The 21,550-nt window shown below is 50.8% G+C and carries 16 protein-coding genes; 8 read left to right on the plus strand and 8 right to left on the minus strand.

From position 1 onward, the window contains the following. Nucleotides 1–5: 5 nt before the first annotated feature. Both ACTJJJ_RS23000 and ACTJJJ_RS23005 read left to right on the plus strand, forming a co-directional pair. Entirely contained in the window at nt 6–1,382 is a 1,377-nt protein-coding gene (locus ACTJJJ_RS23000; RefSeq protein WP_440703142.1) for a M16 family metallopeptidase, read from the plus strand. Nucleotides 1,383–1,501: 119 nt separating this feature from the next. After that, nucleotides 1,502–2,362: a sugar phosphate isomerase/epimerase family protein gene (locus ACTJJJ_RS23005; protein WP_440703143.1), complete on the plus strand. Its 861-nt coding sequence runs from the start codon at nt 1,502–1,504 to the stop codon at nt 2,360–2,362. Between the two features lie 120 nt (nt 2,363–2,482). Here ACTJJJ_RS23005 and ACTJJJ_RS23010 read toward each other — a convergent pair whose 3' ends face one another. The 4 genes from ACTJJJ_RS23010 to ACTJJJ_RS23025 all read right to left on the minus strand — a co-directional run bounded on the left by ACTJJJ_RS23010 (nt 2,483) and on the right by ACTJJJ_RS23025 (nt 9,875). Next, nucleotides 2,483–4,378 (minus strand): RagB/SusD family nutrient uptake outer membrane protein, encoded by a 1,896-nt coding sequence (locus tag ACTJJJ_RS23010; RefSeq protein WP_440703144.1) that lies wholly within the window; start codon nt 4,376–4,378, stop codon nt 2,483–2,485. Nucleotides 4,379–4,393: 15 nt separating this feature from the next. Next, complete coding sequence (locus tag ACTJJJ_RS23015; protein ID WP_440703145.1) at nt 4,394–7,891, minus strand: TonB-dependent receptor; 3,498 nt, start codon at nt 7,889–7,891, stop codon at nt 4,394–4,396. Nucleotides 7,892–8,056: 165 nt separating this feature from the next. Beyond that, complete coding sequence (locus ACTJJJ_RS23020) at nt 8,057–9,196, minus strand: FecR family protein (RefSeq protein ID WP_440703146.1); 1,140 nt, start codon at nt 9,194–9,196, stop codon at nt 8,057–8,059. Nucleotides 9,197–9,287: 91 nt separating this feature from the next. Next, the gene (locus ACTJJJ_RS23025; RefSeq protein WP_188936009.1) at nt 9,288–9,875 is read right to left on the minus strand and encodes an RNA polymerase sigma factor; all 588 of its coding nucleotides are present in this window, start codon (nt 9,873–9,875) and stop codon (nt 9,288–9,290) included. 201 nt (nt 9,876–10,076) lie between these two features. Here ACTJJJ_RS23025 and ACTJJJ_RS23030 point away from each other — a divergent pair, with 201 nt between their 5' ends. From ACTJJJ_RS23030 to ACTJJJ_RS23055, 6 genes are all read left to right on the plus strand, one after another. Then, nucleotides 10,077–11,033, plus strand: coding sequence for an isopenicillin N synthase family dioxygenase (locus tag ACTJJJ_RS23030; protein ID WP_188936011.1), 957 nt, complete (start codon nt 10,077–10,079; stop codon nt 11,031–11,033). A 57-nt stretch (nt 11,034–11,090) separates the two neighbouring features. After that, a complete protein-coding gene (gene chrA / locus ACTJJJ_RS23035; protein WP_440703482.1) occupies nt 11,091–12,233 on the plus strand; it encodes a chromate efflux transporter in 1,143 nt (380 codons plus the stop codon). Nucleotides 12,234–12,297: 64 nt separating this feature from the next. After that, nucleotides 12,298–15,273: a glycoside hydrolase family 3 N-terminal domain-containing protein gene (locus tag ACTJJJ_RS23040; RefSeq protein ID WP_188936013.1), complete on the plus strand. Its 2,976-nt coding sequence runs from the start codon at nt 12,298–12,300 to the stop codon at nt 15,271–15,273. A 66-nt stretch (nt 15,274–15,339) separates the two neighbouring features. Further along, on the plus strand, nt 15,340–15,660 hold the full coding sequence (locus ACTJJJ_RS23045; protein WP_188936015.1) for a DUF721 domain-containing protein: 321 nt from the start codon (nt 15,340–15,342) through the stop codon (nt 15,658–15,660). Nucleotides 15,661–15,678: 18 nt separating this feature from the next. Further along, the gene (locus ACTJJJ_RS23050) at nt 15,679–16,611 is read left to right on the plus strand and encodes a S66 peptidase family protein (protein ID WP_440703147.1); all 933 of its coding nucleotides are present in this window, start codon (nt 15,679–15,681) and stop codon (nt 16,609–16,611) included. A 9-nt stretch (nt 16,612–16,620) separates the two neighbouring features. Continuing rightward, entirely contained in the window at nt 16,621–17,421 is an 801-nt protein-coding gene (locus ACTJJJ_RS23055; RefSeq protein WP_440703148.1) for an SDR family oxidoreductase, read from the plus strand. A gap of 17 nt (nt 17,422–17,438) precedes the next feature. Here ACTJJJ_RS23055 and ACTJJJ_RS23060 read toward each other — a convergent pair whose 3' ends face one another. The 4 genes from ACTJJJ_RS23060 to ACTJJJ_RS23075 form a co-directional block, all read right to left on the minus strand. Next, complete coding sequence (locus ACTJJJ_RS23060; RefSeq protein ID WP_440703149.1) at nt 17,439–18,782, minus strand: amidohydrolase; 1,344 nt, start codon at nt 18,780–18,782, stop codon at nt 17,439–17,441. 112 nt (nt 18,783–18,894) lie between these two features. Further along, nucleotides 18,895–19,395 (minus strand): lipid-binding protein, encoded by a 501-nt coding sequence (locus tag ACTJJJ_RS23065; protein WP_440703150.1) that lies wholly within the window; start codon nt 19,393–19,395, stop codon nt 18,895–18,897. A gap of 10 nt (nt 19,396–19,405) precedes the next feature. Then, on the minus strand, nt 19,406–20,041 hold the full coding sequence (locus ACTJJJ_RS23070) for a DUF5011 domain-containing protein (protein ID WP_440703151.1): 636 nt from the start codon (nt 20,039–20,041) through the stop codon (nt 19,406–19,408). Between the two features lie 25 nt (nt 20,042–20,066). Beyond that, nucleotides 20,067–21,548 (minus strand): SusD/RagB family nutrient-binding outer membrane lipoprotein, encoded by a 1,482-nt coding sequence (locus tag ACTJJJ_RS23075; RefSeq protein WP_440703152.1) that lies wholly within the window; start codon nt 21,546–21,548, stop codon nt 20,067–20,069. Between the last annotated feature and the right edge of the window lie 2 nt (nt 21,549–21,550).

A 21,550-nucleotide genomic window follows, 5' to 3' on the forward strand; every position in this document is an offset into this window, starting at 1 on the left:
TTGGAATGAAAAACATATTGATGCTACTGCTCGCCCTCTGCGCATTCGCGGCCAAGGCGCAGAATAATTTCAAAGTACCGCCTTACGAGACTTTCAAACTCAAAAACGGGCTCACCGTGTATCTCATGGAGCAGCACGAGGTGCCGCTGATCAACGTTTCGGCTGTATTTGATGCCGGTTCTATCAACGACGGCGAGCGCTATGGTCTCGCCAGCCTGACAGCCGACGCATTGCTTTTCGGCACGCAGAAATACACCAAGGCGCAGATCGAGGAAATGACCGATTATGTCGGCGCGAGCATTTCCACATACGCTTCAAAAGACAATGCGGGCCTGGCGGCTTCATTTGCCGTGAAAGATCAGGAAAAGCTTTTTGAACTGATCCAGCAGGTGCTTATACATCCGGTTTTCGATGCGACCGAATTTGATAAACACAAACAACGGACTCTGCTCGAACTCGCGCAGGCCAAAGAAAGCCCGCGTTCGGTGATTGGAAATTACTATAATGCATTCCTGTTCAACAACTTCCCCTATGCGACGCCCACAACCGGCAGTAAATCGACCGTTGAAAAAATTGATGTAACAGCGGTGAAAGCATTTTACCAAAGCAACTATACCACCGGAAAAGGCGCTATTTCGATTGTGGGCGACTTCAAAGCGGCGGATATGAAGAAAAAGGTAACCGCATTGTTTGGCGAATGGAAAACCGCGCCTGCAAGAATGGTGAAACGCGTGGCCCCCAATCTGGAATTCGACAAAGCCCGCGTGCTGCTCGTGAACAAGGACGACGCTCGCGAGACTACATTCATGATCGGCGGCAAGGGAATTGATTATAATTCACCGGACTACGTACCCGTTACCGTGATCAACACCATTCTCGGCGGCCGGTTTACTTCCTGGCTGAATGATGCATTGCGGGTCAATTCCGGCCTGACTTACGGCGCTGGCAGCCGTTTTACCCGTTACAAATATGCCGGTACATTTGGCATCAGTACTTTTACAAAAAACTCCACGACCGTTCCGGCGATCGATATGGCGCTAAGCGTGCTTGATAGTCTGCATAAAACCGGCATCAACGAAGAAATCCTCGCATCCGCGAAGGCCTACGTGAAGGGTGATTTCCCGCCTGACTACGAATCGGCGGGTGCATTGGCCCGGTTGCTGACGGATATGTTCATTTACAATTTCGATGAAAGCTTTATCAATACTTTTCAGAATAAGGTCGACGGGCTGACGGTCGCGCAGGCGAAGAACATTATCGCCACCTATTTTCCGAAGGATAAGCTGCAATTTGTGTTTGTAGGCAAGGCGTCGGAGATTAAGGAGCAAGTCAAAAAGTACGGCGAGCTAAGCGAAAAGCAGATCAAGGCCGACGGATTTTAGTATATCAATAACAGGTATTGCTTTAAACAGAGACCGGGTCTCGCTAGACCGGGCTCCCGGGGCCCGGCCCACCGGTAACTTTTTGGCAATACCTATCTAAAACAATCAACGAGATGACAATGAAAAAACTAATCGGTCTGGGCTGTCTGGCTGCTGCATTGCTGACGGGCGAAAGCGACCTTTTTGCACAGGGTAAGCCGGTGTACACCGCGCCAATCGGCTTACAGGCATATACATTCCGCGGCAGCTGGGGCAAAGGCATCGAAGCGACGCTGGATACGATCAAATCGCTCGGCGTTACGGAAATGGAAGGAGGCCCCATCGCTGGCATGACCACCGAAGAACTTCGCAAGCAGCTCGACAAGCGCGGTATCAAAATGCGCTCCATCGGTGCTGATTACAAGAAATTGAGCGAAAGCACCGCGCAGACGATCAAGGACGCCAAAATCCTGGGCGCAACGTATGTCATGGTAGCCTGGATTCCTCACGAAAAAGGCAATTTCAACCTCGAAACCGCAAAAAAAGCAGTAGCTGACTTCAATAAAGCCGGAAAAGAGCTGAAAGAAGCCGGCATTTCGCTGACCTACCACAACCACGGCTACGAGTTCGTGCCCTACGAGGACGGTACGTTATTCGACTACATTGTTAAAAACACCAATCCTGAATACGTAAACTTCGAAATGGACGTACTCTGGACCGCATTCCCAGGACAAGATCCGGCGAAGCTCCTTCTCAAATACCCGACAAGATGGAAGCTAATGCACCTCAAAGACCTGAAAAAAGGGGTTAAAGGCGACCTTTCTGGCGGCACGCCCACCACCAACGACGTAGCATTGGGAACCGGCCAGATCGACATCGCTGCAACGTTGAGAGCTGCGAAGAAAGTGGGTGTGAAGCATTATTTTATTGAGGACGAGAGCCCGTCGTATTTGAAACAAATCCCTGTGACGATTGCTTATATTAAGAGTATTAAGGAATAGGGAGGAAAGGGAGGATGGAGGAAAGGGAGGATGGAGGAAAGGGAGGATGGAATTAGTTCTGTCCTCCCTTTTGCATATTCCTTCCTCCCTTCCTCCATCCTCCCTTTCCTCCTTTCAAAGTTACCAGCCCGGATTTTGCTTCAATGTCGGTGTGCGTTGCAACTCGTCCTGCATGATCGGGAAGAGATAATGCCTTGGCGTTACGAAAACGCGGCTTTCTACGAAATAGCGCTGCATCCGGTATTTTTTACCATCCACTTCGATTTTTCCATTCGGGTCTTCGACGGGCTTCATACCATTGATCATACGTTGCGTCTTCGGATAGGGCCAGTAGCCTTGCGAACGCTGTTCGTTGGTCGAACCGGCACCTTGCCACGCCTGCTCGCGTGCGAGTTCTTTTGGCGAGCTGGCTTCCAGGTACAGGCGCGACGACCAGATCCGGTTATTTTCATAAAACAACTCCACCCTTCTTTCGCGCTTGATGTACTCGTCCATCAACGCCTTGCTGCTCTGTGCTTCTGGTGGAATGGGCGCCATGAATGAGCGCTTTCTTACATCATTCAGCATTTGGTAAATCTCCGCATTGGGCCCCGCCGACTCATTTACCGCTTCCGCATAAATGTAAATAAACTCGGGGAGGCGCCACACCGGCGGACCGCTGATGGCAAAACTCTTATCTCGGTTCCAGGATTCGCGCAGGATTTTGCGCAAGAAATAACCGGTCGTCGAAGAGTTGGAAGCTCCGATCTTGTCCGCACCGGTAGCCGTGTTGATCACCTTTCCTTTGAATGTAGAACCGTGATACACGATGTCGCGGTAAAAACGCGGGTCTCTTTTCACGCTTTCGTAAGGGTTACCATCGTCGTAACCGTCGGTTTTCGCGCGCGAACTGTAAACCGGGTAGCCAAATCCATTCGCCGCAATGTATTCATATTCATCCACTTGCTCCTGAACCGGCATCTGGCGTGAGCTGCCGCCCCAGCTTGGTGGGTAAATGTCGCCCTGCCAGTTATTATCCTTGTCGCGGGTGACGAAGAAAACAGCCTCGTTCTGGAATGACTGCATGTCGTGGTACAAATCCCAGAGCCGCGCGGGTACTTTGGAATTATTATTGTTCACCCCGGCGTCGTCGCGAAAATCGGCTGCGTCGTGCCCCTGGTAGAGGCTGTAACGCTGGCGGCCATCGACCTTGAATTCGATTACCGCCTTAGCCGCTTCTTTGGCTTTCACCCAGCGATCCACATTATAAGTGTATTCGCTGGCAAACTGGCGCGTATCGTTCGGGAATGTACCGCCATTCCACATCGGCGTAGCGGCCATCCAGGAAATCATCGCTTTCAGGCCCAGGCACGCTCCTTTATCCACCCGGCCGAAATCGGCACCGCCCCAGCTGCCCGGCACCAATGCAAATGCGGAATCGCAATCCTGCTTGATTTTGGCAGCAATGGTATGGAAAGACTCCTGCTTGAAATCCATCGGATCGGTGGGCTGGATGGTGTGGGTAATATAAACCACCTCCCCGTACATCCGTGCGGCCAGGTAATGGAAGTAGGCGCGCATGAAGTAGGTCTCACCGAGGCGTTTATCGAGGTCGCCAGCTTGCAGCGGGTTATCCGGTGTCTTGTATTTTCTAACGCCCTCCAAAATCACATTCGCCTTGCGGATGCGGGCATACAAATCCCACCAGTACTGCCCGCGGCTGCTGCGATCGGGCATGGCGTTGGGGTTCCAGTCGCCGGTATTGAACTTGTTGGTAAGGCTTCCTTCCGCTGTCGAGCCTTCCGCCTCGTCCGTTACCGGCGCAGACGAGAAGTGTGAGAAAAAAACCAGTGGACTGTTAGAACCTTTGGCATTGTCGTAGAGGTCCGTTACCAATTGGTTCATTTTGTTATATCGGGTAAAGACCTGCTCGGCATCTACCTGATCGTCGGGTTTGCGGTCGAGGAAATCCTGCTGGCAGCCTGACAACACTACAAGGCCGAATGCGATGCTTGTAAATATTCTTCTGGTATTCATAAAAATCAGGTTAAATCAGAATGAAATGTCGACGCCAAAATTCACTACCTTCTGGATCGGGTACCAGTCGCCTGAGCCCTCGCGGGTTTCGGGGTCCATATCCACGTCTTTGAGCCCGTCCCAGGTAAGCAGGTTCATGCCTTGCACGTAAATGCGGAAGTTGTCGATACCGATCTTTTTGATCGCCGTTTTAGGCAGATTATAGCCTACCTCCACCGTTTTCAGACGGATGTATTTCGAATCATACAAAAACAAGCTGCTGTTATTATTCTTGTTGTTGCTATGATCGCCGAAATGCAATGCGGGATAAGTCGCGGTCGCCGCGGTTTCAGGCGTCCAGCGTTTCAGGTGCATCGGTTTCACTTTACCATATTTATCCTGGCTGAAAAGCGGAAAATCGTACACTGCCGCGCCGGACAGCTGCACCGCCGCTCGCGACGCGCCCTGGAACAATGCGCTGAAATCGAAGTTCCTGAATCGCCCTCCTACCGGCAGACCGAACATCAGCTCCGGGTTGCGCGGGTTGCCCACGGCGGTGCGGTCGCCCAGGTCGTCGATTTTACCATCGCTGTTCAAATCCTTGTAAACCACATCTCCCGGGCGGAGCGTACCGAACGATTGAAACCCGCTGCCGTTGTTCATCGCATTCAGTTGATTCGCCTCTTCCTGGTTCGCTACGAACCGGTCGAAAATGTAATCGAAATGCTCGTCGATGCGCTTGCCGGTGTTAGCCCTTCCTGGTGATGCGTAGGGAATCTCATTCATGAAGATGATTTTGTTGCGGGCAAAAGTCATATTCGGACGAACAAAATAGGTAAAATGCTTACCAATGCTGCCGGTCCACCCGAGTTCGAAATCGAAACCTTTGTTGTTCACGATACCCGAGTTGAGGAACGGTGCGTCCTTACCGACGATGTCGGGAAAGCCCAGCTTGTTACCACCGCCCATATTGGTGATAATGTCGTAGCGGTGCTCGCGGAAGAGGTCGAGGGTCAATGTAAGGTGTTTTAGGAACGTAGCGTCGATACCGATATTGGTTTTACGTGCCTTTTCCCAGGTCAGGTTCGGATTCGCCAGGTCACCTTCCGACAGGAAACCGCCCGCGCCCGAGCCGAAATTGTCGGTACCGAAGTTGTAGTCGCCACCACGTCCGCCAAAATATTGGAGGTAAATAAAACGCTTGTCGTCGGGAATCTTGTCGCTTCCTACCAGGCCAAACGAGCCGCGGATTTTCAGATTATTGAGCCAGTTTTGGGTATTGGTCATGAAACGTTCCTTCGTCAGCACCCAACCGGCCGCTACCGACGGGAAGAAACCGTAACGTTTCCCTTTGGCGAAGTTCTCCGATCCGTTATACGCCGCATTCACTTCCAGCAAATAGCGGTCGTCGTAGCCGTAAGTAGCCCGGGCCGTAACGCCCTGGTAGCTAAATGGCACCTGGTTGTTGATAACCCGCTTAGACCGGTTGAAAAGTACCATTCCCGTCACATCATGCAGTCCGAAGTTGCGCATATAGTCGAGTTTGGCCTGAAAATAGGCCCGGCTTTCATTGCTGTTGTTGTTATACCCGTTCCCGATCGTCTGGTCGATATTGTACTTGTTCCCCGACTTGTACGCACCCGCATAATGCCCGGGCGTGCGGTAAATGTCGCTTCCAGCCGTCGGTACGAATGTCGCATAACCTGGGTACTCGCGGTAACCTTCCGAGTAAGTGCCCACTTTACGATCGATCCAGCCGCCGTCGTTGGCGTCGTAAGAGAACATTCCTTCAATGGCCAGGCCTTTGGTGATAAAATTCAGCTTATGCCCCAGCGAGAATGACCCATTGAGATAGGTGTTTTTCTCATTCAAAAACCCGGTGCGGCTGAGTTCGCCCAAAATGTTGAAGCGGTAAATCTGGTCGCCGTACAGCATTCCGAGCGGATTGTTGGTCTGGAAAACCCTGTTCGCGGGATCGTCGTTCTGTTCCACAACGATCGGCAGGTACGAAGGCTGCGTGTTTGCCAGCTCCACAATGCGCGCAGCTGTGGTGCCGGGTGCATTGCGGTCGGTAATGCGGGCTCCGAGGTCTAGCTTGGCGTAAAAGTTATCCGTAATGTCGATATCGATGTTCGAACGGAAATTGTAGCGTTTGAAAACTGCCTGCGTATTGTTCGTCGTCAGATCGGTGTGGCGATAATTACCATCCTGCTGGAAGTAGTTGGCCAGGACAAAATACCTGGCCCTCAACGATCCACCGCTAATAGATAAACTGTAATCGTGCTGTACACCCGGCTTGAATGCGTAATCGAAATAATTCCAATTGTAGCCCAGGCCATCGGAGTTATCGCCCTTCGCCTTGCGGAAGTCGGCAATGGCTTGCTCGGAGAACAAGTTCAATGTCGTAGGATCGGCGTCCGGGTTATCGTTTCTTCTTGCTTCGTTATAAAGCATCGCATAATCCGCTGAGCCCAGGTAAGTCGGGAATTTCACCGGCTGGTTAATCCCCACCGATCCCTTGAAATTCACCGTCGCCTTATCCTGTACCTTTCCGCGCCTCGTCGTGATCAGGATTACCCCATTCGCACCACGCACACCATAGGGCGCTGTGGCAGAGGCATCTTTCAAAATCGTAAATGTCTCTATTTCGGAAGGTGCGAGGTAATCCATGCTTCTTTCCAGACCATCGATAATCACAATGGGTGCCTTGTTGCCGTAGGTGGCCGTTCCGCGGATGAAAATGTCGCTCCGGTCCACACCCGGCTCGCCGCCGCTGAACTGATTGGCGAACAAACCCGGCAACCTTCCAGCCAATGCATTGGTAATGCTGGCCGTAGGGCTTTGCTTCAAATCCTCTGTGGTAATGGTCGCGATCGAGCCGGTAATGGTCGCTTTACGTTGCGAACCGTAACCTATGATCACGATCTCTTCCAATCCATTCAAATCTTCTTCCAGCTGAATGCCCAGCGCCGTCTGGGTTCCTACTGTCTGTTCTTTTTTGAGATAACCAATAAAAGAAACCACCAAAACATCGCCCGCCTCTGCTTCCACGGTGAACTTGCCGGTGACATCGGCTGAGGTTCCCTTATCGGTACCTTTCACGATCACCGTCGCACCGGGCAACGGATTGCCTTTCGCATCAGTAATGGTTCCGGTAATTTCGCGGATCACCGTCTCGGGCACTGCCGGCACATTAATTTTCGGCACGGGACCGACCCCGTCGTTCACCTCCTTTTTGTAGATCGCGATTTGCTTACCTATTACCTTATACGTCAGGTCTGTTCCTTTGAACGCGGCATTTAGGATAGCCGGTACAGTTTCGTTTCTCAGGTTGAGATTAATATTGATATCCTGCTTTCCTGAAAAAAGATCATCCCTGTAAAATATATGGTAACTGGTTTGTTCCTGAATTTGCCTGAACAGCGTAGCCAGATTTCCGTTGCGGATTTTGACATCCATCCGGCTTTTCTGGGAATACCCCGTCGCATGCACGCTCATCATCGCGATCCATAACAGCAGCACTGTTAGTTTCATGATTCTCAGCAATTTTGATGGGTGCAATTCTCCCAATGGGCAATACCCTTTTTGGTCAAATTTTTTCATAAATTTGAATCGACTTTTGTGAATACAATGGTTTAAGGATCACTTGCTTGCCGGCAAGTGTGAAGATTCGGGAAACGTTGCCGCGTTTCCCGTTTTTTATGGTTTGATAGTGCTTTCCTCCAATACGTACCTCCTTTCGTTAGGTTCCTGTTTGTAAATGAGCCCGGTGGTCAGCGAGATTCCCTCCAGCGTTTTGCGAATGTCCTCTTGCAGTTCGAGCGATCCGCGGAATGTAACTCCCGCGAGTTTCGGTTGTTTTAGTTCAATATCTACCCGGTAATACCTTGATAGCTTTTTCAGGATTTCGGCCAGCGGCGCACTGTTCAATTCCAGATAGCCGTCTTTCCAGGAAACATATTCGCGCACATCCACCTGTTGCGTCTGCAATGCTGCCCGCTCCTGGTCGAAAACGGCCCGTGTGCCCGGCGTGATCTTCGTCTTTTTCGATCCGAACAATGCCTGCCGCTGGGTGGTGAGCTCCACACTCCCTTTGGTAAGCACGGTCGCCGTGTAAGGATCATCATCATAGGCACTTACATCAAATTCGGTCCCCAGCACTTTTACCTCCATATCTTTGGTATGTACATAAAAAGGCGCGTTTTCGGCGTGGGTAACCGAGAAGTACGCCTGGCCTTCGAGGTATACCTCACGCTGGCCTTTGCCGAAATGCGACGGATAAACCAGCTTGGAGCCGGAGTTCAGCCAGATACGCGTCCCGTCGGAAAGCGTCAGCACCGACCGCTTGCCGTAGGGCACGATCAATGTATTAAACTGCTGATCCCCGGCCACTTGCTGGCCTATTGTCGATGAAGAGTCAACTTGAATGAGCGCACCGTTGTCCTTATAAACGACGCTCGAATGGTCTTTCCGCAGGCTCACCGCGCGTTCATCGGCGAGAATGAGCCGGGTTTCTTCCGGTATTTCCTTCGCTTTCGCGGCCACATCCTGCATTACCCGCGCGGAATCTTCGTAGAAAACCAGGTAGCCGACGCCCGCGAGCAACAGCAACGTCACCGAAGCCGCAGCGGCGATCCAGAATGTATTAAATGATCTTTGCTTTCTCCGCGAGATGGTTTCTTCCACCTGGTTCCAGAGTGCATCCTTTTCGGTTGGAGAAAAGGCTTCGTTACGGAGGGTTGTAAACAGCAGCTTCGCCCTTTCGCCGGCCACTCTTTCCGCTTCGGTCAGATGTTCCGGCTCCGGTATCGGCTCCTGTTTGTTGCTTTTTCTTTTCATGGAAGCGCTTGTTTAAACTACAAGAGCGCAACCGGTTGCAGATATAGACTTCTAAAAGGATTTATTTTAACAAAAAATAGAAAATATTTTCTTAACAACACATTATCAGGAAGATAGCCCCAAATTCCAGCTTACCTCGCAGCTCTTTGAGGGCCCGGTACACGAATGTGCGGCACGTAGGAACGGAAATCTGCATGATCGCCGCGATTTCGTCGTAGTCGAGGTCCTGGTGGAAACGGAGGTAGAGAATCTCGCGCTGGCGATCGGGAAGCAGGTTGATCTCCACAGCCAGGTGGTGCAGGATTTCGCGCTCCTTCTCGTCGGTGATCAATTGCTGCTCTATACTGAAAGTGAATGCATTAATGGCAAGTGAATCCTCCGTATCCCAGCGGTCGAAACGCAGCATGGACGATTTCCGGTGTGCCAGGTGCAGCTTCCTGCGGAGTGATTTCAGGAGATAGAATTTCACATTGACCTCCTGTGCCAGATTTTTCCGGTAGCCGTGCAAATCGATGAACAAATCGTGAATGCAATCCTTCACCAGGTCACGGTCGGTACTGTACCGCATACCGAATGCATACAGCACGTCGGCGTACTGGTCATAAAGGTCGCTAAACGCATCTGAATCGCCGGAAATGAAGCGTAGCCAGGTATCATGGTCCGGGTCTGAATGTGTCATAACTCAAGTTCAATGCATATTTCCCGAAAACGTCTCTCCAAAAGGTTTGCCCAAAAGGGCATTAAATTTAGTGAGTATCTATTAAACTTATTAAATATCTCCTGTTTCTTCTCCCTATTTTTATACCAGAAGAATTGGTGCAGCCGGCATATTTGCCAAGTCTGAAGATACTTTTTACTTTGCATCAAAAAAGCAATCAACATGGAACCAGCACTATTGAATGAAGTCCCGTCGCTCGATTTGGCCGATTTTACATCGGGAGATGCCCGGCGAAAGCAGCAGTTTGTGGAAGACCTGGGCGCGGCATTTACCAACATCGGTTTTGTAGCTATTAAAAATCACGGGTTAAGCGACGCGCTGCGTAACGATCTTTACGAAAATGTAAAGATATTCTTCTCGCAGCCGGACGAAGTCAAAAAAAAGTATGAGTTCCCTGAGCTTTTCGGTCAGCGCGGTTACATTGCCAAAGGCAAAGAAACGGCAAAAGGTTTCAAAGTAGCCGATTTGAAGGAATTTTACCACGTAGGGCAGCCCGAGCCGATCGGCCAGATGCCTTCCAATATTTTTCCGGAAGAGCTTCCCGATTTTAAAAAATACACCCTCGAAGTGTACCATACTTTCGAAAATACGGGCAAAACGCTCCTCCGCGCCATTGCCATTTACCTGGGTCTACCTGAGGATTATTTTGAAGATAAGGTTAAAAATGGCGATAGCCTGCTGCGTGCATTGCATTACTTCCCTATTCCAAACCCCGAGCTGGTACCGGAAGGTGCGGTAAGAGCTGCGGCGCACGGCGATATCAACCTCATTACCCTGCTCATGGGTGCCAGCGCCGAAGGCCTCGAAGTACTCCGCCGCGACGGAGAGTGGATCGCTATTACCGCATTGCCCGACCAGATTGTCGTGAACGTGGGCGATATGCTCGACCGGCTGACGAACCATAAACTCAAATCGACCATTCACCGGGTGGTGAACCCGCCGCGGGAGAAAATGGGGAGCTCACGCTATTCGATCCCGTTCTTCATGCACCCCCGCGCCGACATGGACCTGACGAGCCTGGATAGTTGTGTGACGACGGAACATCCGAAGCTGTATACTAACATGACCGCCGGGGAGTTTCTCGATGAACGTTTGCGGGAACTCGGTTTAAAAAAATAAAAGCTCCTCAGCTTGTCCTATCCACCCATCCGTCGCTTTCGGTACATCATTTACCTGATGGACATCCTGCTGCTGTCGCTGACGGCATTCGGAGGACCGCAGGTACATCTGATGATGATGATCGAGCGGCTGGTGCACAAACGGCGGTATGTCACTGAGGAAGAGTTGCTTGAATTACAAGCACTTTGTTCCATCCTGCCTGGCCCCAGTTCCACGCAGACGGTCACGGCAATTGGTTTGAAAATAGGCGGGCAGCCGCTCGCCTACCTGACGTTGCTCGTATGGTCGCTGCCTGCGATGGTACTCATGACGCTCGCGGCCATCGGCATACATTACCTCGAACGGAATTCCATTTCGCTGGATTTCACACGGTTTGTGGGGCCTATGGCGGTTGCATTCCTGATGTACGGAGCTTCTTCCATTGCCAGGAAAGTCATCCACAACACCCAGGGCTGGACATTCCTCGTCATTTCTACAATCCTCGCGTACATGTACCCGTCGCCTTACATGACGCCCGTACTAATCGTGTGCGGGGGCGTGGCGTCTTCGCTTAATTTCAAGAAGCACGAAAAGATGGAAAAGGCCGAGATCCGTATCAAATGGCGGCCTATCATCTTCTGGATTTCCGTGCTGATCGCGGCAGCTATTATCGGTAAAATCACCAATTCATTGCCTGTCAGACTTTTCGAGAACTTCTACCGGAACGGCAGCCTGGTTTTTGGCGGCGGACAGGTGCTGATCCCTATTTTGTACAACGAATTTGTGGAGTTCAAGCATTACCTGACCGAGCAGGAGTTCCTGGCAGGCATGGCGCTCACGCAGGTGGTGCCCGGGCCTGTGTTCTCCATTGCCACGTTTGTAGGAAGTGTATCGCTGCAATCCCACGGCTGGTTCGGCCAGATCGTCGGCGGATTTGTGGCAACCGCTGGCATCTTCCTGCCCGGCACGTTCTTCATCTTTTTTGCCTACCCTTTCTGGGACCAGCTGAAACGCTACCGCGGCATACGGGCTTCCCTGGAAGGCATCCACGCCGCCAGCTGCGGCCTCACCATCGCCGCCGCCATCTCGCTCTTTCAGCCTATGATGACGGATATGCAGCCCGTGGCTACCGTTATTGCGACGCTAGTAGTGGTTGCATTCGGGAAAGTGCCTTCGTATTTGATCATTCTGGCCGGGTTGTTGCTGGGGTTGGTGTTTTGATGGCGGATTTAGGCTGAGAAAGAAATTCATGTGTATATTTACTTGAATAGTTTTCCCAAACCCAATGACCAGACACCACCTTATCCTACTAACACTCCTTTTCCTAGCAGCATTTACTTCAAAAGCTCAAATCAGCACCCCGCCCGGCTTTTTGCAAAACAAAACCAGCACTTCCCGACAATGGGTCGATTCCGTTTTTGCGACTTTGACGCCCGACGAGCGCATTGCCCAGCTGATTATGGTCGCGGCGGTATCGGATACCAAGCGGGCATTGATTGATCCCAAAACGAGTAATCCGGCGGTAGTGGAGAAATTGATCCGCGAAAATAAAGTGGGCGGGATCGTATTTTTTCAAGGCGGGCCAATGCCACAGGCGAGATTGACGAACTATTATCAGTCGATTTCCAAGGTACCGCTTCTGGTGGCAATGGATGCGGAGTTTGGTCTGGCGATGCGGATCGATAGTACGGTCCGGTACCCGTATCAAATGACTTTGGGTGCCATTCAGGGCAATAACGACCTGATTTACGAAATGGGCGCACAACTCGCAAAACAGGCGCGGAGGCTCGGAATGCATATTAATTTTGCTCCGGTTGCCGATGTGAACAATAACCCAAATAACCCGGTTATCAGTTTCCGGTCGTTTGGGGAGAATAAATACAAAGTAGCTGAAAAGGCCGTCGCCTACATGCGGGGAATGCAGGACAATGGACTACTGACCAGCGCAAAACACTTCCCTGGCCACGGCGATACCGGCACCGATTCGCATTACGACCTTCCGTTGATATCCCATTCGGCACAACGCATTGATTCACTGGAACTTTATCCGTTCCGCGTGCTCATTAACAATGGTTTGAGCGGCATGATGATCGCGCATTTGAGCATTCCGGCACTGGACAAAACGCCTAACTTGCCCTCTACCCTATCCAAACCGATTGTAACAAACCTGCTGCGCAGCCAGCTCGGATTTGAAGGGCTGATTTACTCCGACGCGATGAATATGAAGGGGGTAACCAAATACTTCCCCGACGGCAAAGCCGATGCAATGGGCCTCGAAGCAGGCATGGATCTGCTGGAATTCACCGAGGACGTGAACAAATCCATTGCAGAGATTAAAAAGAGTATTGCCGAAGGCAGAATCACACAGGCGGAGATCGACTACCGCTGCCGCAAAGTGTTGGAAGCGAAGGCCTGGGCGGGTCTTAACCATTACAAACCGGTTGATCTGAACAATCTTTACCAAGACCTGAACCCAAAAGCCGCTGAGCTAACTAACCGCCTGCTCACTGAAAAGGCCCTTACAATACTTAAAAACGATAATAGTATCCTGCCGCTTCGGGCGCTGGATACGTTGAAAATCGCCTCCGTTTCCGTAGGAGCTGATACTGCTACGACGTTCCAGAACACATTGGGGCTTTATACGACCGTCGACCATTTTCAAATTCCCGCTAAGGCTACTGCCGATCAGATCGAGGCGGTGCGTTCGAAATTGAATGCGTACAACCTGCTGCTGGTAGGCGTGCATTTGGGCAGCATTTCCCCGCGGACAAGCTATGGCCTCACCGAGCCAATGAGCGCAGTTTTGCAGGAACTGATCGCCACCAAAAAAGCGGTGGTTTCTGTTTTTGGAAATCCATATGCTTTGAACAAAATGCCGAAAACCGACGACGCGAAGGCGCTGATCATGGCTTACCAACTTACGCCCTATACGCAGGATTTGTCGGCCCAGTTGATTTTCGGCGCTATTCCGGCATCCGGCAAGCTGCCCGTGACGGTCAATGCACAATATCCTTATAATGCAGGCATCGAAACTCCGGCGCTCGGCAGATTGAAATACACCATTCCCGAAGAAGTCGGGCTGGATTCGAAGGTTATTACTTTTAAAATAGATTCCATCGCCAATGCTGCTGTAACCCAGAAGGCAACGCCGGGCTGTGTGGTGCAGCTGGCCAAAGACGGGAAGGTATTTTTCCGCAAAGCCTATGGGAAGCATACCTACGAGGGTAATCACGCGGTAAAAGTGACGGATTTGTACGACCTGGCCTCGGTAACCAAAATCACCGCTTCGACCCTCGCATTGATGAGCCTCTGGGACGAGAAAAAGTTTGATCTGGATGCGACTATGAAGGACTACCTGCCCGATTTTGAAGGTTCCAATAAAGCAGACTTGCAATGGCGCCGTGTGCTTACGCACAGCGCCCGTCTGAAAGCATTTATCGTACTTTGGAAAGAAGCACAAAAAGCCGACGGCAGCTGGAAAAGGAAAACGTTCAGCACTAAACAATCCAAAAGATACCCTACGTCGGTAGTGGGTGACAGCCTGTTTATTTACAAGAATTACGACAAAACCATTTTCAAATCGATTCGTGATTCTCCTTTGAATGAAAAGGAAGGTTATGTTTACAGCGACCTTTCATTCATCCTCTACCCACAGATTGTCAAGCGGTTAAGCGGCGAGAATTTTGAAGATTATCTTAAAAACCACTACTACCACAAACTGGGCGCCAATACGCTCACTTTCAACCCGAAACGCTTTTATAAACTGGACGACATCGTGCCTACCGAGCGCGACACGTTCTTCCGCATGACGCAGCTACACGGCCAGGTACACGACGAAGCTGCTGCAATGCTTGGCGGATTGAGCGGCCACGCGGGGCTTTTCGGCACTTCCAATGATGTGATGAAAGTGTGGCAGATGTATTTGCAGGATGGCTATTACGGTGGCCAGCAGTTGTTGAGTAAGGATGCATTGATCGAGTTTACACGCTACCAGTATCCTGAGGAAGGCAGCCGCCGAGGTATAGGGTTTGATAAGCCGACTTTCAAATACACCGGCAATGCGCCGCGGTACGCGAGCCCGTCGAGCTTCGGGCATACGGGCTACACCGGCATTATGACCTGGGCGGATCCTGCCTGGGGGTTGAATTATGTCTTTTTGTCGAACCGGGTGTATCCAACGCGTGAAAACAATAAAATCTCGTCGATGAACATCCGCACGTCGATCATGGATGTGGTTTACGAGCAGCTTTTAAAAAAGTAACCCCGGTTATCCGCAGCGAACCCTGAACTCGCTACCTTTGCAGTATTCACGAACAAGGCTACAACTATGTACTATCGGTTTGACAAGGAAAAAGCATCGCGACGGCCCGGAATCACGCCGTTGAAGGAAGCTATTGACCAAATGCTCGACAGGTACAAGCTCCGTAACCGGTTCGACCAATCGTACGTGGTTGCACACTGGGACAAGATCATGGGTTCGGCGATTGCCACCCGTACCAAGAAAGTGTACATCAAAGACGGCACCCTTTTCCTGCAAATCGAATCCGCGCCGCTGCGCAACGAACTTTTCCGCGCAAAAAGCAAAATCATCGAACTCATCAACCGGGAAATGGGTAGTGCGTTGGTGCAGGATGTGGTTTTTGTTTAGCATTGCTTATTACTCTGAATGAATCTAATCCAATTTCCTGCATTTCTGAAACCCGGTGACCGCATTGGGGTTTTGGCTCCTGCCAGTATTGTGAAATATGAAGATGTTCTTCCCGGCATTAAGTTGTTTACCGAACAATGGGGCCTGGAAGTGGTCGAGGGGAAAACGCTGAGAACTTCATTTAACCAGTTTTCGGCTTCCGATGAGGACCGGCTGACGGATATGCAGCAAATGCTAGATGATCCTTCCATTAAGGCCATCATTGCCGCCCGCGGAGGGTACGGTTGTTCACGGATTGTGGATAGCCTTAATTTCGATAGCTTCCTCCAAACCCCGAAATGGATTGTCGGTTTCAGCGACCTGACGGCCTTTCTTTCGCGAACTTTCCAGCTAGGCTTTGCGAGCATTCATGCGCCGATGGCCAAAACCATTACTTGCGCCGGCGCAGAACTGGCAGGGGAATCGCTCAGACAGATGCTTTTCGGCGAAATGCCCGCCTATGAGATACCCGCCCATCCCTTGAACCGCTCCGGCCACGCAACTGCCCAGGTGGTAGGCGGAAATCTGTGCCTGCTTGCGCATATGATCGGCTCCGACACAGAGACGGATACGGATGGCAAAATACTCTTTATCGAGGATATCAATGAATATCTGTACAATCTCGACCGGATGATGATTCAGCTCAAACGGTCGGGCAAGCTGGCGAAACTGGCGGGACTCGTCGTAGGGCAGTTTACAGACATGAAAGACAACAACAGCCCGACTTTCGGAAAGGATTCCTACCAAATAATCGAAGAGCATGTGGCGGCGTTCGGTTATCCTGTATGCTACGATTTCCCCGTTGGCCACGTCGGCGACAACCGCGCGATGGGCGTGGGTATGGAGGCTGCGTTGAGCGTCGATGGCGATGGCGTGCAACTCCGTTTTCTATCAAATTCCGCAGCTGTTTAGCTAAGAGATATGACAAATTTCAAGGACAAGGTCGTGTGGATCACGGGGGCGTCGTCGGGTATCGGCGAGGCATTGGCAATGGCTTTTGCCAAAGAAGGTGCGAAGCTCGTATTAACGGCCCGCCGCCGCGAGGAATTGGAGCGGGTGAAACAGCTGACTGCATTACCTAATACGGACGTATTGGTATTGCCTTTAGATGTCACCCAATTCGATCAGGCCGGGCCTGCCGCCGCGCAGGTAGTAGCCCATTTCGGACGCATTGATATAATGGTGCATAATGCGGGCGTCAGCCAGCGTTCGTATATAGACGACACTGACCTGGAAGTTTACCAGAGCCTGATGAATGTCAACTTTTTCAGCACGGTAGCGCTTACAAAAGCAGTATTACCGCACATGATTGCCCGGCAATCCGGCCACTTCATTGTCATGAGCAGCGTTGCAGGAAAGATCGGCACGATCATGCGTTCTGGTTACAATGCTGCCAAACACGCCTTACATGGCTTTTACGACTCGCTGCGCGCTGAGGGTTATCAGCATAACATCAAAGTCACGACCATTTGCCCCGGCTATATCCGCACAAATATTTCCTTAAATGCATTGAATGCATCGGGGGACAAATTCGGTAAAATGGATAGTAACCAGGCCAAGGGCATACCGGCCGATGTTTGCGCCGAAAAAATACTGGATGCCGTCAGGAAGGATAAAAAGGAAATCTATATCGGTGGTTTTAAAGAGGTTGCAGCCATTTACCTCAAAAGGTTCTTCCCGAACCTGCTGTTTGACCAGGTCAGGAAGAACATTCCGGAATAGCCATAATGGAATAGCTGCTATTTTCCCTTCGCTTTTTCGAGATAATCGGTAGCCAGGCGGGCGATGGAGCGCACGCCGAGCACGAGGCTGCCTTCGTCCACGTAAAAGTCGGGCGTGTGGTGTGGTGCAGCTTCCGCTACGCTTTTACCTTTTGGCATACCTCCCAAAAAGAAGAAAAAACCGGGTACTTTCTGCTGGTAAAAGGCGAAATCTTCGGCTCCGGTTTTAACAGGAATTACATTTACATTCTCTTTTCCTGCCACATTTTCCAGTGTCCCGATCATTTTGGCGGTCAACGCTTCGTTGTTGACTGTTACCGGATACATCACATCGATATCAACCGACGCAGTAGCTCCGGCGCTTTCCGCTATGTTGGTTGAAATCTCGTGGAGGCGCTTGTGCACATAAGAATGCATTTCTTCATCAAAGGTCCGGATGGTACCGATCATTTTGACGGATTCCGGGATAATATTCTGTCGCACGCCGCCATGTATTGCCCCTATCGTCACCACGGCGGGTGCTTGCGTGAGGTTCAGGTTACGGCTCACGATGGTCTGCAATGCAGTCACGATCTGCGAAGATGTCACGATCGGATCAACGCCCGACCACGGATAGGCACCGTGCGTTTGTTTTCCTTTTACGTCAATACTGAAAAAATCCACCGCAGCCATCGTCGCGCCGGAGCGGTAGGAAATCTTACCGACTTCAATCTGCGAATCGATGTGTAGCCCGAAAATGGCATCGACCTTCGGATTCTCGAGTACTCCTTCCTTCACCATCAGTTCAGCTCCTCCCTCCTCACCTTCCGGCGCTCCTTCTTCGGCCGGTTGGAATATGAATTTGATAGTCCCGGGAAGTTCGTTCTTCATAGACGCCAGCACTTCGGCCACGCCCATCAGAATCGCAATGTGCGTATCGTGCCCACAAGCGTGCATAACACCCGTAGTCTGACCTTTGTATTCGGTCGTCACTGTCGATTTGAACGGAATATCCACCCGCTCCGCTACCGGCAGACCGTCCATGTCCGCCCGCAAGGCAACGACCGGACCTGGTTTCCCGCCTTTCAGGATTCCTACCACGCCCGTATGCGCAACGCCAGTTGTCACTTCGATCCCCAACCGTTTCAGGTGGTTGGCAACCTTCTCAGCCGTTTTGAATTCCCTATTGCCCAATTCGGGATTCTGATGAAAATCGCGCCGCCATTCCACCAGCTTCTTTTCCAATACCGGTGCTTTCTGATCGATCGATTTTGCTAATGGTGATTGTGCGTAACCTGACTGTCCGACCGCAACCGCGATCAGGACCGCTGCCGACATCCGGCAGAACTTGTTTGAAATCTTGCTCGTAAAAGGAGTTGTCATAGGAAGTTGTTAAAGGACCAGGTTTTCAAGATCGGAAAGAAATGCTATGGTTCCAAAATAAAAAAGGCCTTATCCGCAGTGGATAAGGCCTTGAACATGCAAATGTTTGAAATCAATGCTCGTCTTCCAGGAAGCCTGTGCGACGGTAGCCAGCGTATTCATACTGCTCTCCCGGCACTTCTTTGAACTCGAATTTTACATATATCGAATCCGTTTTGTTGCCTCCGGGAGTGGTTGCCACTCCTTTGATGATTTTACCTTCCAAAATCGACACTGCACTCTCACCTGTATTAAGGTTGGGCAGATCTGTGGATGCATTAAAAGTCAAACCGGGAAGGTTAACTTTCGATATCACTTTGATCGGTGGATAATCGTAATCTTCCAGCAAACCGTGATCGTCCACAATGAGGTCCGTCTCATTGTTTTCGGCAGTATTAGAAGTTGTTACCAGGTGGTAACCAATGCCCTGGTCTTCGCCGGCTGCATAAAGCTGAACCCACCATTCGCCCGCCATTGCTTGCAACTTTGTGCCTTCGATAGCCGGTTCGCTGCCCAGGTCGCAGGAAGCCATTGCAAACACCAATAATATCAGAGAATACTTTATATATTTCATAACGTCAATTTTATTGTTTTTCAAAAACACGAAGTGCTGTACCGAAGCCCGGGTTGATTACGACCCAACTGTAAGACACCCCTTCTTTGATTGTTGCATTGGTACATTCGAATGCATTACCGGGTGTCAGCTGGTATGGAACGCCCAGTTTGCCTTTATCGAAATAATAAAAGAAAACAGCATCGCCGGGAGACGGAACTGCAACGCCGCCGACGTTATCCGCCTTATAGAGGTTATCCGCAACTTTTGTCACTTTGGAAACCCCAAAGGCGCCGGCATTCCGTTTGTAAGAACCTGAGATGTCTACTCCCCATGCGGCGTTTGAGATTACCCCTACATAGCGGTATTCGGTAGACGAGTATCCGTCCTTGTTCACCGCATCGTATTGAAGTGTATAAACGCCCGGTGTTTTGGTGTCTACCGTTCCGGTTACTTTCACCTCGATGTCCTTGTCGCCTTCCTTGGCACCGGCACCCGGGTCCGTAAAGGTGGCACCTGCTTTTACCACATTCCACTGTTCACCTTTCAGAGTGATAATGGGGTAGTAAGTAATCGTAGAAATGCCTTCCGTCACCTTATCCTCCTCGCACGAAAACGCCGCAAACAAGGTCAAGGCTATCAATATAAGTTTTAGTCCTTTTTTCATAATATCAGTTATCAATGACCTTCAATTATTTCATCCACCAGATCTTCGCGGTAAGCGGTACCGCAGCAGGGGTATTTACGTTACTGTCACGCGAAGACGACGCATATGGTACGCGCTTCGGAAGATCCGTTTTGTTATCCAATACCGATTTCTTTGCAACAGTCCATTGCCCGGGGACATAGTTAGCAGCCGTGGAGGCAACAGGTGATTTCTCAGGATAGCCTGTGCGGGCCTGATCCCAGAATGACTCGTATCCCTGGCGGAACATTGCTACCCATTTCTGGTAGATAATGGCTTTTAGCTTCGTTTCCATGTTACCGGTCGATGGGTATTCGTAAACTCCGCCTTTGGCGATTTTTTTCGCGTCGAACGCAATGTTGAATTTCGCATACGCTGCCGCTACCGCCTTATCATAGAACTCTTTTGCTTTGGCATCGTTTCCGATGCGCAGGTATGACTCGGACAGCATAAAATAGACCTCATCAATACTGAAAAAGTAAAATGGATCGGTAGCCGCCATTTTTGCGACGCTCGGCGTGTTGGCCGCAACGCCGCTGAGGAAATCCCCTTGTTCCAAACCTGCCTGGCCGGTTGTACCTGGCGTAAAGTAGGCTGCGAGCCTGGCATCGTCGTTATTGGCCTGCAAATAGGTTTGAAGCGTGCGGCTCAAACGCAGGTTGGTGCCTGTATTGAGCTGGCGTACATTATTCTCATACAGCGGGTTACTGCGATTCGGCTCATCGACGAACTTGGTCACTGCTGCGTGATCTTCCAGTAACGATGTATTCGCATCCAGCATTGCCTTTATTGCAGCAACAGCCTGAGTTGCATTCGGGCTTGCGGTTTGGCGGAGATACATTTTCAGCTTCAATGTGTTCACGAAACGTTTCCACTGGTCAATCTGATTGGCCGCGCTTAGACCTCCGTACACCAGGTCGGACGCCACCGCAGTTGATTTGCCATTGTTAAAATCAAGTGCCAGAGCAGCGTCGAGCCTTTTCAGCAATTCCGCGTACACGGCAGGACCGTCGTCATACTTCGGTGCTTTGATTGTTTCAACCTGTAATGCCTCGGTCAACGGAATTTTGTCGAACCAGTCAGCCAGCATCTGGAAACCATAAGTCTGAACCGCTACCGCCTGCAGCATCATATTGTTGTTACCAATAACAGCAGCTTTGTTCTTCACATCTTCGAAGTCGTTCAAGCCCCCAGCGTACATTTCTGTCCATGCGATACTATAGTCCGATGGCTGAAGGTCGTAAGAGTCGATGCCGCGGTATTGGTTACTCGCATTGGATTGCGTCCAGTGCTGCGACCAAAGACCGCCAATGATTGCAAAATCCCCTCCGACAATCCCCAGAACCGATGCCTGCGCCGCCGGAAGCACGAATTCCGGCGCCACGTTAGTCGGATTGTTGGGATCTTCGTTTACATCCAGCCAGTCGTTGCAGGAGCCCAGCGAAAGCGCCGCAAGAAGCAGGACACTATTTTTTATAATACCTTTCATTT

The organism is Dyadobacter sp. 22481, assembly GCF_052044875.1.
Taxonomy (GTDB): Bacteria; Bacteroidota; Bacteroidia; order Cytophagales; family Spirosomataceae; genus Dyadobacter; species Dyadobacter endophyticus.

Excerpts from the sequence above, each read along its gene's own strand:
- ACTJJJ_RS23000 (WP_440703142.1), top strand. The coding sequence starts at position 6 with ATGAAAAACATATTGATGCTACTGCTCGCCCTCTGCGCATTCGCGGCC.
- ACTJJJ_RS23005 (WP_440703143.1), top strand. The coding sequence starts at position 1,502 with ATGAAAAAACTAATCGGTCTGGGCTGTCTGGCTGCTGCATTGCTGACG.
- ACTJJJ_RS23010 (WP_440703144.1), bottom strand. The coding sequence starts at position 4,378 with ATGAATACCAGAAGAATATTTACAAGCATCGCATTCGGCCTTGTAGTG.
- ACTJJJ_RS23015 (WP_440703145.1), bottom strand. The coding sequence starts at position 7,891 with ATGAAACTAACAGTGCTGCTGTTATGGATCGCGATGATGAGCGTGCAT.
- ACTJJJ_RS23020 (WP_440703146.1), bottom strand. The coding sequence starts at position 9,196 with ATGAAAAGAAAAAGCAACAAACAGGAGCCGATACCGGAGCCGGAACAT.
- ACTJJJ_RS23025 (WP_188936009.1), bottom strand. The coding sequence starts at position 9,875 with ATGACACATTCAGACCCGGACCATGATACCTGGCTACGCTTCATTTCC.
- ACTJJJ_RS23030 (WP_188936011.1), top strand. The coding sequence starts at position 10,077 with ATGGAACCAGCACTATTGAATGAAGTCCCGTCGCTCGATTTGGCCGAT.
- chrA (WP_440703482.1), top strand. The coding sequence starts at position 11,091 with ATGGACATCCTGCTGCTGTCGCTGACGGCATTCGGAGGACCGCAGGTA.
- ACTJJJ_RS23040 (WP_188936013.1), top strand. The coding sequence starts at position 12,298 with ATGACCAGACACCACCTTATCCTACTAACACTCCTTTTCCTAGCAGCA.
- ACTJJJ_RS23045 (WP_188936015.1), top strand. The coding sequence starts at position 15,340 with ATGTACTATCGGTTTGACAAGGAAAAAGCATCGCGACGGCCCGGAATC.
- ACTJJJ_RS23050 (WP_440703147.1), top strand. The coding sequence starts at position 15,679 with ATGAATCTAATCCAATTTCCTGCATTTCTGAAACCCGGTGACCGCATT.
- ACTJJJ_RS23055 (WP_440703148.1), top strand. The coding sequence starts at position 16,621 with ATGACAAATTTCAAGGACAAGGTCGTGTGGATCACGGGGGCGTCGTCG.
- ACTJJJ_RS23060 (WP_440703149.1), bottom strand. The coding sequence starts at position 18,782 with ATGACAACTCCTTTTACGAGCAAGATTTCAAACAAGTTCTGCCGGATG.
- ACTJJJ_RS23065 (WP_440703150.1), bottom strand. The coding sequence starts at position 19,395 with ATGAAATATATAAAGTATTCTCTGATATTATTGGTGTTTGCAATGGCT.
- ACTJJJ_RS23070 (WP_440703151.1), bottom strand. The coding sequence starts at position 20,041 with ATGAAAAAAGGACTAAAACTTATATTGATAGCCTTGACCTTGTTTGCG.
- ACTJJJ_RS23075 (WP_440703152.1), bottom strand. The coding sequence starts at position 21,548 with ATGAAAGGTATTATAAAAAATAGTGTCCTGCTTCTTGCGGCGCTTTCG.